The sequence below is a fragment of the Pseudomonas sp. CHM02 genome (assembly GCF_000612585.1).
GTDB lineage: Bacteria > Pseudomonadota > Gammaproteobacteria > Pseudomonadales > Pseudomonadaceae > Aquipseudomonas.
In genome coordinates this window covers 1-6,808 of the sequence record NZ_JFCA01000096.1, presented here as the reverse complement: position 1 = coordinate 6,808, position 6,808 = coordinate 1, and the positions used below count along the sequence as shown (strand labels likewise).

Below are 6,808 nucleotides of genomic sequence, written 5' to 3'. Positions count from 1 at the left end.
CTTACCCAGCAAGTAATGCGAAGCCCAGGCATAACGATCCGTCTCCCGCGTCATCGCCGCATCTTCTGCGAGCAGCTTGGCGACATGGAGCAGGTCGGAAACATGGTGCAAGGCTTCATGCAGGGAAACACCGCTATTGACGCGGAACAGAGGTTGGTCGGAGTGAAAGGAGAAGGGGGTGACGCCGAGGGTGGTTAACGCAGACGGACTTGTAGCGGTCATTGGTAAAACTCCCATATCTGGTGAGAGCTACCACGTTCGTTCTCAGGCGAATGGGTGGCAGCTGTGCGCAGGCTGAGAAACCGGAGATACAGGAACCCGGCAGACCCGAAGGTCTCCCACGCACAGCCGCCATTGCACGAAATGGTGAGCGAAAAAAAACGCCTGCAAATCGGGTTTTGGGGTGCTTGGTGCGCCTGCATCTTGCCGGGTTCTCAGGCCCGATCGCTGAATTGGCAGCGATCGAGGGAGATTAGCGTGGTGGGCTCGTAGGTGCAACAGAAAGCAAAATGTGTGTGAATCCTGCGAGTTACCTAGGCTTACATTTTTTCTTTATCAATAAGTTTGGATCTACGTCTATAGCAACTATTTCAACCTTATAGTTCAGCCCTTTTAGTATTTTTAATGCGTTCTTTAAAGTTACTTTGGAGAAGAATGGTAGCTCTAAAGGCAGTTTTTTTGTTGTTGCGATGGCATACACTATTTTGTAAGTGCTAGGGTCTGGACGAGGCTCAGGATCTGCCAGTTTTATAGAATTTGGCAGTTTCGAGTTAAGCTTTTTTCTAAAGTCAGCGTCTCGAACGAATGCTTCTGCAGATACGCAGCCTTGCGAAAATAAATGGCTTAAAGTGCTAGAGCTTCTATAGTATTTTATATGTATAAGTTCTTTGCCGTTTTTTATAACATCGCAAAATTCCAGTTTGTCGTAGGCGCCACCAATTTTTATATTTTTCTTGTCTAGCAACTCAAAGGCAGGATCTGAAACCAATTTTAAATTATAATCCTCTTCTCTATCCTCTTCATAGCGAGGAAGCGGATCACTGTATATACTTAAAGATGACAAGTGGTTGTCTATTGTTTTTACAAAGCTGGCGTTCACTTTGTACCAAGTTGCATTGCGTAATATGTAGCTTTCACCACTATACGATATCTCTGCATAAAGACATTTGTAGGCGGGCCAGCTCTTTACGGGCTTGTATAAATTGTCGTTTATGTGGACTTGAGTGTGTTTCAGTGAATCGATAGATAGTGGCAAGGATTTGGATTTCAGGTGGTCTAGTAAATGCTTCAGTTCGAGTACGACATGTCGTTCGGTCCTAGGATAAAGGTCAAATGAATAACCTATCTGGGTTTCCCAATCGACAATCTCTGGTTCGCCTAACCAAAAATTATCAAGGCTTGGCCCGTTTAGTAGGGCCTCAAGTTCTATATCAAGGATCTCTACATCGTCGATATCTCGGACACGGTTTATGTTTTCGACCCATTCGAAAATTTCAGGCAGTTTTTGCTTATACCTAATTAGAGCTTCTTGCAAAATCAGGCTCAAATGGTCAAGATCTAAGGGTGTTATAACTGTAAAAGCGTCTCTGCCAGTGATGTGGCTTCCGAAAATTTCTACTGTTGAACTGCCCGTAACTGTAGACAGTATTTCTATTTCAGAGTCCATTCGCAGGTCGAATATATCCACCTCTTTTGTACTTTGTGTCCTTGAGTTTAACGGATTGTGGTCATAACTGGATTTATCTAGGCTTCTAAGTTTGTCTGGGTCTACGGAGTTTAAAGTCACTCTAAGGCCAAAGTCTCTTTCTATGGTCTCCTCGTTTAAAAGATGAAAGCCAGTGCCGAACGTAATTATAAATTTCTGCTGAGAAATACTTATAACTAAGGCTGCACCTACACTACTGCTGTTACCGAAATCGTCAGCAGAAATTTCCTGCCTGGAAATAAAAATTTGAGTCCAAGGCGGGGAGTGTATTGGTGGCTCTTTTTTTATATATAGATTTGCTTTCTCTATGCCTTGTATTTCTAAGGAAATTGCTGGTTTTGCATTCTCAAGCTTGAGCAGTTCTAAATCATCGCTCTTGCCATTCTTTGCGAGATAAATTGAAAGTTTTTCTTTTCTTTCTCTTGTTTTTTTTGGCATGGCGTTTCACTCCTTGAGGCGCTTTGTCTAGGAGCTACAATACATCAATGTTGGCAGAAGGCCATCATGAATTCAGGGCTGGCAATCGCAGAAATCGTCATATTCAGCGAGTAAACAGGTTCCAAATATAAAATTTCTCGGGATATGAGCCCTTCGGCATCGGATGCCTGTGTTTTTGACCTAAGTATTATTTCGCATACATATTAGTGGCGTACTTGAACTGGGTACAGGCCCTATATGACACCAGAACGGTGGACGACCATTCAACCGAGTCGGTGGGTGGCATCAAGAAGATCGAGGCACTGGGGGCACTCAAGCTGCTGTCGGGTGGATCTGCGAGCCTGGCGGCGGTGGATGATTTGCAGCAGGCGACCGGGCGGGATTTGAATCAGGTGGTGGGGTAGAAGCATAACGCCACGGCGGGTGGCGATATGGAGGAGCGGATCCAGGGGCTGAGCAAGAGCATGGCTGGGAAGGGGCAGCGCTTCCAAGCACCGAGGAATTGGATAGGCTCGGAGACGGTAAATCTATTTCAAATAGTATTTGAAACGCTCGATCTGATCGAACAGTTAGCTAATGAAATAGCCATACATCAACACGGAGCATCGCCAGTACCAACGACAGCCGCAGCATTTACCGCTGACGGGATTCTAGCGAGTGTTCTTTCCGGGAAACTCAAGAGTATTACACTCTAAAGTTTCCAGCAGCGGCATCCCCCTACAGTCGTGATACCGGACCACCGTTTTTACTAAAGTCTGTGTCGCCGTTGACTAATGCAGCGGCGAACTTGGTTCTATCAACGAGCAGGGTTACACCTTTGTTGGTTGATGGGTCAAACTTACATACACGCCAAAAGCCATCCTCCTCTCCGAAATCTATGAGTACTGGTTTTGTAGTGTGCCAACGATGAAACGGCTTACTTCTACTGAACCATTCGAATACAGCGAATCCATTTTCATTGGGCCTTGTGCGAGACATTCGAAAATTAATTCGATCGAGATCGGTTTTTAACCCATCGATAACTCAGACCATACGCTGATAGAAATTCTCTCGCGTAGAAACTTCTGCTGGGTCAATGGAGGAACGTTGAAACTCGACGACAACACCGTGCTCTGTGCGCACGTCAGCTATGTGCTTTTCCTGTGAAACAGTGTCGAGAAGAATAACTTCCTGCCAGTTTTTTTGGGAATTTGTCTTGCCAATCTCAATGCCAGTCTGTTTCTGACTTCCACCATCTGTCACAGCTTATAAGGCTTTTATGTGACCAGTGCCAGACTTTAAATTTTCCGCACTTCGCTAATACCTCTCCGTTACACACGCGGCAAACTCCTCTTCCTTTTGGAAGCGCTTCAGACTTAACGCCATCAATCAGTGCATATCGCATAGGATTTTATCCTTATGGATTAGAGGTTTGGGTCGATATTAGTTTCGGTGAGGTGGTTTGCCCCCTCCAGTATGTGACGTGCCGACGTGTTTGAAGGACTGATTCTAAGGTTGAGCCATATACGGTTTCGCCGCACGTCTCGGCCATACATTTGTTTAAATGAATTACATCGTCAACGGTGATTTTTTCTTTTAAAAGAAGGTAGTCCTCAGAGTCACAAATCATATATGCATGTGTAGGTGACAGCGGATAATAAAGATCTAGCTTTTCTGGAGATGTGTCTAGAGGTGTTGCTTTCATGCACGAATGCACGTTAATAACTGGTCGGTCGCTTGTGATAAATGGAATGCCTGTTTTGTTTTCGATTAGAAAATGCCTGTCTCTAGGTGTCTCGAGCAGGCCTTTACCCAGGTTTATCCCTAGCATGTAGCTAATGCACCACCAGTTCCGCTTCATTGCCTCGGTTAACTTTTCTGGCAATTTATTCCTTAAGGAGGCTGCAAAAGATTTGTCACGAACTGTCTTCGTTCGAACCAGCTGCTGGGCAATATAAAAGCAGAACTTAGATCTATTGAGTTGATCGGTCAGACCATCTGTATTGCCCTGCCTTAACTCACTTATAATCGGCCAGGTTTCTCGTTCGATACCGCCGTGTAAATTTTCTAGAATATTATATTGAAGAATTTGAGACGGGAGGTCAGTGTCTAAGTTGTAGTTTCTAGCTCGGGCTTTGAGCATATTCGACACAACAATGAATTGATCTAAAAAAGCCATGTGCGCCGATTGAAGGTCTTCACTTGCAAGCTTCGATATCGTACGAATGTACAGCAGGTCATCTTCATTGAAAGAAGTGATTTTATAAAATCCCAGTTCTCTTGCCAGGCCTTTTACGCTGTCCGTCGCGGGTAGCCCTTTTTTCGAAATATAATGAATTTTGTCGCGAGTTGCCCACGCTTTTAGATAGCGAGCCCAGACATAGTGGTGCTTACGTTTAACTTCGAAATCCTTTGGATTCATAAGCATCCTGCGCAAAATGTTGACTGAGAAAGGGCAGCATATCGCAAAGGGTGATTCAATTTACGACTGTTGAATCAGCTCGATTTCACGACCCAAAGCTGGTCAAGCTTAGTCGCATAGCTTTGGCTCATCATCTCCCACCGCATACCCCATTCCGGCGTTGCTGGAACACTGCCGGCACGTAGCGTTCCCCGTCCCCATCGTTGGTTAATCTCATCCAAAACGCTCATAAGCCTTTCTGCAGCGTGCGGTTGTGCTGAGCGAACAGGTCATCCGTGATGTATGTAGGACACTTCGATGGGTGACTTCCTGTGCGGAAGGTATTCCAGTTAAGTCGTCCGATCGCGAATCCTACGGCTTCCATCGAAAAAGCCTCGTGTCCACCACCACATCCTACGAGAGAGGCTGGCGTTATAGAACTTATGGCCTGTAGCTAATTGCACAAAAAGACAATGACGAGAGTAGGTGCTTTTCGCTCTCCTGACGGTTGCTGCCATTTCATCACTTATCCTTATGAACGATTCGTCCCTGTGGTCGATTCGAATTCTGAGACCGTCTTCGCTTAACAGTGATGCAGAACGACCATCGGGACCTACGAATCCGATGTTTGCCACCGTGACGGCATGGGGACTGTTGTTATTGATATACAAGACCGGTCCGCCGTAATCCCCACCTTCGTAGAGGCTCAGCGAATTCCTATTCAAGCGGTAAGCAAGCCATGAAATCCACAATGCGATACCAGCGATCACCAGCGCTCCGAGCGCGACTGCATCGCTGATCTTTAAACTGTATCCCCAAGCTGTGACGGTTTCCATCGCCAATCTCCCCACACTAAGCGCAACGGCATGCTAGCTGGTGAAAAGCGTACATGCTCAAAATAATTCAGCAGAAAAAGCACTTATCCCCCTCCCGCCGACGGGGTTTTTGTCCTTTTTTCGTGCAAAGCCGGGAGTAGAGCAAACGAAGCTGCAGCCCAAGCGGGCCGTGGGGCTCTGCAGACGATCGGCCATTTCACAGATTGCAAAGTTTTGAAGAGAAATGCAGCGCGGCTGCACAACAGTGCGATGGGCGTACTTCAGCAGGGGAAGGTTGAACTCCCCCGCCCCATTGGGCGAAAAAATGAAAAACACCGTAATTTGTGGGTTTTCATTCTCGGATGGGCTCTTTTGAAGGCGCCCCGCTGATCAATGGCCGAAACGCCTTTTTTGCTCTGGAGCCCCCGAATACTGTGGACTGTAGCCGATGTGCCCCATTACAGAGAGTTTCACACCGATTCGGAGGAGGCCAGGCGAAGGTGGGGTAGTTCATTCAGCTTCTGCAGGCGTGTGAATTCACTCTTCACAACTGGAATCAGCAGACGTTCCAGCGCGTCGCGCAGTTTTGTTGCCTGCTCCTCGGTCAGCTTTTTAACCGAGCCAGTAACGCTGCTGGCGCAAAGGACGTTGGCGGGGAGGATGCCCAACATATCTATGGAACCGTCAATGTAGCCGCCCAGGTATTCCTGCCGTTTGAACAGTACCGAGCTTTCAGGGGCTTCTTGGTAATCCCAATGAACCTCCCAAGTCGAACTGGTCTTCTTTATTTCAATGATGGGTTCTGCTGCTTGGGACGCTGGCTTACGCATGCTTGCTTCCTTCGATCAGTGCACGACGCAGCATTCTGAGCGTTAGCTTCGAGGCGTCCGCATTAATGTTTATTTAGGTTGACCCTCAAATCCCTGTCAGATCATGGATATCTGTCAGCGAGTGCCCTACAGGCCTCGAGTTTACTGGGGTTCCGCTCTGACAGCGGGGTTGGATGTTTGTGTCAGTTTCTCCCTATGAAATAAAAACCCCTTATAAATCAGTCAGTTGAAACCAGAAAAACTGACACTACTGTTTTGTCAGGTTCTGACAGGTCGCTAACAGCTTTCTGACAGTGATTCAAAATGCTGAAAGGCTTGAAATATAAGGGTTACAGAGTAGAGGAATATAAATCTGACAAATCTGACAGGCTTTTAAGGGGTCAACCTTAATTTTTTTTCGCTTCGCATAGGGGGTGTTTGGTCATACGCGTATACATCGCAACGGCTCTAAAAAACTGGACCCTTCAACACTGCGGTACTGCTAGAGGTCACGCCCTGCTTGGAGAATTGCTGCATCACTCAAGAGCTTCTAGGTGAAGGTTTTTGGGATACCTGCGCCTGGTCGTCCAGGAGTTGATTGCCCACATGGCAGAAAATCCGCCCAATCCACCCATCACACCATTGGAGAACGCGATTTCAC

The 6,808-nt window shown here is 46.7% G+C and carries 6 protein-coding genes and 2 pseudogenes; 1 reads left to right on the top strand and 7 read right to left on the bottom strand.

Going from position 1 to position 6,808, the window contains the following annotated elements; all coding sequences use genetic code 11:
- Both BM70_RS32950 and BM70_RS0130730 read right to left on the bottom strand, forming a co-directional pair.
- Positions 1 to 222 (bottom strand): DUF3077 domain-containing protein (locus BM70_RS32950; protein WP_081782166.1); only part of this gene is annotated, 222 nt, incomplete at its 3' end.
- A gap of 307 nt (positions 223 to 529) precedes the next feature.
- On the bottom strand, positions 530 to 2,143 hold the full coding sequence (locus tag BM70_RS0130730) for a TIGR04141 family sporadically distributed protein (protein WP_025859561.1): 1,614 nt from the start codon (positions 2,141 to 2,143) through the stop codon (positions 530 to 532).
- Between the two features lie 242 nt (positions 2,144 to 2,385).
- Here BM70_RS0130730 and BM70_RS31765 point away from each other — a divergent pair.
- Positions 2,386 to 2,838, top strand: a pseudogene (locus tag BM70_RS31765) (hypothetical protein); the annotation flags it as partial.
- Positions 2,839 to 3,347: 509 nt separating this feature from the next.
- Here the strand turns inward: BM70_RS31765 and BM70_RS33795 are convergent.
- The 5 genes and pseudogenes from BM70_RS33795 to BM70_RS0130720 form a co-directional block, all read right to left on the bottom strand.
- A complete protein-coding gene (locus BM70_RS33795; RefSeq protein WP_256220967.1) occupies positions 3,348 to 3,527 on the bottom strand; it encodes a competence protein CoiA family protein in 180 nt (59 codons plus the stop codon).
- A 12-nt stretch (positions 3,528 to 3,539) separates the two neighbouring features.
- Positions 3,540 to 4,544, bottom strand: coding sequence for a DUF4238 domain-containing protein (locus BM70_RS32940; protein WP_177326608.1), 1,005 nt, complete (start codon positions 4,542 to 4,544; stop codon positions 3,540 to 3,542).
- Between the two features lie 74 nt (positions 4,545 to 4,618).
- Positions 4,619 to 4,833: pseudogene (locus BM70_RS32935) on the bottom strand (DUF4113 domain-containing protein); the annotation flags it as partial.
- Positions 4,834 to 4,873: 40 nt separating this feature from the next.
- A complete protein-coding gene (locus BM70_RS33260) occupies positions 4,874 to 5,359 on the bottom strand; it encodes a hypothetical protein (protein WP_155952221.1) in 486 nt (161 codons plus the stop codon).
- Positions 5,360 to 5,808: 449 nt separating this feature from the next.
- On the bottom strand, positions 5,809 to 6,168 hold the full coding sequence (locus BM70_RS0130720) for a hypothetical protein (RefSeq protein WP_025859560.1): 360 nt from the start codon (positions 6,166 to 6,168) through the stop codon (positions 5,809 to 5,811).
- Positions 6,169 to 6,808: the final 640 nt, after the last annotated feature.